The sequence below is a fragment of the Massilia glaciei genome, from assembly GCF_003011895.2.
GTDB lineage: Bacteria > Pseudomonadota > Gammaproteobacteria > Burkholderiales > Burkholderiaceae_D > Telluria_A > Telluria_A glaciei.
Map to the genome: position 1 here is coordinate 1 of NZ_PXWF02000193.1, position 1,557 is coordinate 1,557.

Below are 1,557 nucleotides of genomic sequence, written 5' to 3' on the forward strand. Positions count from 1 at the left end.
ACGACTTTTGGTGCGACAGCCCTGGTTCCGGACGACAAAAAATTTCCGCTCGGTTTAGCTTTTGGGCCGGGTCCGCGGGGACGACAAGACCGGGTTTGGCGACGCGGTGTGGAACCCATCGCCCGACAGGCTTCCGGGGCGTCGTTGTTGAGGGCGCCCTACTTCATGCGCCCGGCGAACATCTTGCGGAACTTGGCCACCTTGGGTGCGACGACGAAGGCGCAATAGCCCTGCTCCGGGTGCTGCGCGAAATAATTCTGGTGGTAGTCCTCGGCCTTGTACCAGGTCACCGCCGGGCCCAGTTCGGTCACGATCGGGGCGTCCCACACATTGGCCATCTCGGCGATGACCTGGCGCGCGAGCGCCTCCTGCTCGGGCGTCTCGTAGAAAATCGCCGAGCGGTACTGGGTGCCGACGTCGTTGCCCTGGCGGTTGGGGGTGGTCGGGTCGTGGATTGTGAAAAACACCTCGAGGATGTCGCGGTAGCCGATCTGGTCCGGGTCGAATTCGACGCGCACGACCTCGGCGTGGCCGGTCGTGCCCGCGCACACCTGCTCGTAGGTCGGCCGCTCCTGGTGGCCGCCCATATAGCCGCTCTCGACCCGCGTGACACCGCGCATTTCGAGGTAGACGGCCTCGAGGCACCAAAAACATCCACCGCCCAGGATCGCAGTTAGCGTCGTCATGTCGAACTCCATAAATAAGATTCAGCGGCGGATTGACCAGCGGATTGACCGGCGCTGTATGCGCATACTGTAACGCAAAGCGCCCAAGACGGAAACCCGCGCCCTGACTTCTTTGGCATAATGTCGCAAATGAATACAAGCTCCCCCCGCGCCGAAGCGCGCGAATTCGACACCCTGCAGTTTCGCCAGGCATTGTCGCAATTCGCCACCGGCGTGACCGTGATCACCACCCGCCTCGCCGACGGCAGCTTCCGCGGGCTCACGGCGAGTTCCTTCAATTCGGTCTCGCTCGACCCGCCGCTGGTGCTCTGGAGCCTCGGCGGCGGCGCCAACAGCCTGCCCATCTTCAGCGGCAACTCCCATTACGTGATCAACGTGCTCGGCGCCGACCAGGCCGAGCTCGCCAAGCGCTTCTCGCGCCGCGGCGACAACCCCTTCGAGGGCGTCGAGTACACGCTCTCGCGCACCGGCCAGCCCATCCTCAAGGGCGCCTCGGCTTGGTTCGAATGCCACAACCGCAGCCGCTACCCCGAGGGCGACCACGTGATCTTCGTCGGCGAGGTCGAACATTGCTCGGCCCAGCCGCAAGCCTCGCTCATTTTTCACCGCGGGCAATTTGCAAGCACGCAAACGGAGTAAAATTGCGGATTCGGCAAAAGCGGTCTATACAACTCGTATAGACAATTTTGTCATCCTCCCATTGACCACAACGATATTGGAAGACCATGAACCGATCCGAAGCGCCCCGCAAAGCCCAGTTCCATTGGGATGATCCGCTGTTGCTCAACTTGCAATTAAGCGACGACGAGCGCATGGTGCGCGACGCCACCGCCTCCTACTGCCAGGACAAGCTGCAGCCGCGCATCCTCGA

Annotated in this window: 2 protein-coding genes and 1 pseudogene; 2 read left to right on the forward strand and 1 reads right to left on the reverse strand. The window is 62.4% G+C overall.

Annotated features, from left to right (window positions below):
* Positions 1–158: 158 nt before the first annotated feature.
* Positions 159–686 carry a peptide-methionine (S)-S-oxide reductase MsrA gene (gene msrA, locus C7C56_RS11790; protein ID WP_106757592.1) on the reverse strand — a complete coding sequence of 176 codons (528 nt, stop codon included), beginning with the start codon at positions 684–686 and terminating at the stop codon, positions 159–161.
* Positions 687–815: 129 nt separating this feature from the next.
* Here msrA and C7C56_RS11795 point away from each other — a divergent pair, with 129 nt between their 5' ends.
* Complete coding sequence (locus tag C7C56_RS11795; RefSeq protein WP_106757591.1) at positions 816–1,325, forward strand: flavin reductase family protein; 510 nt, start codon at positions 816–818, stop codon at positions 1,323–1,325.
* A gap of 86 nt (positions 1,326–1,411) precedes the next feature.
* Positions 1,412–1,557 (forward strand): annotated as a pseudogene (locus tag C7C56_RS29830) (acyl-CoA dehydrogenase); the annotation flags it as partial.

Coding starts and splice junctions, on each gene's coding strand:
- msrA (WP_106757592.1), bottom strand. CDS start 686: ATGACGACGCTAACTGCGATCCTGGGCGGTGGATGTTTTTGGTGCCTC.
- C7C56_RS11795 (WP_106757591.1), top strand. CDS start 816: ATGAATACAAGCTCCCCCCGCGCCGAAGCGCGCGAATTCGACACCCTG.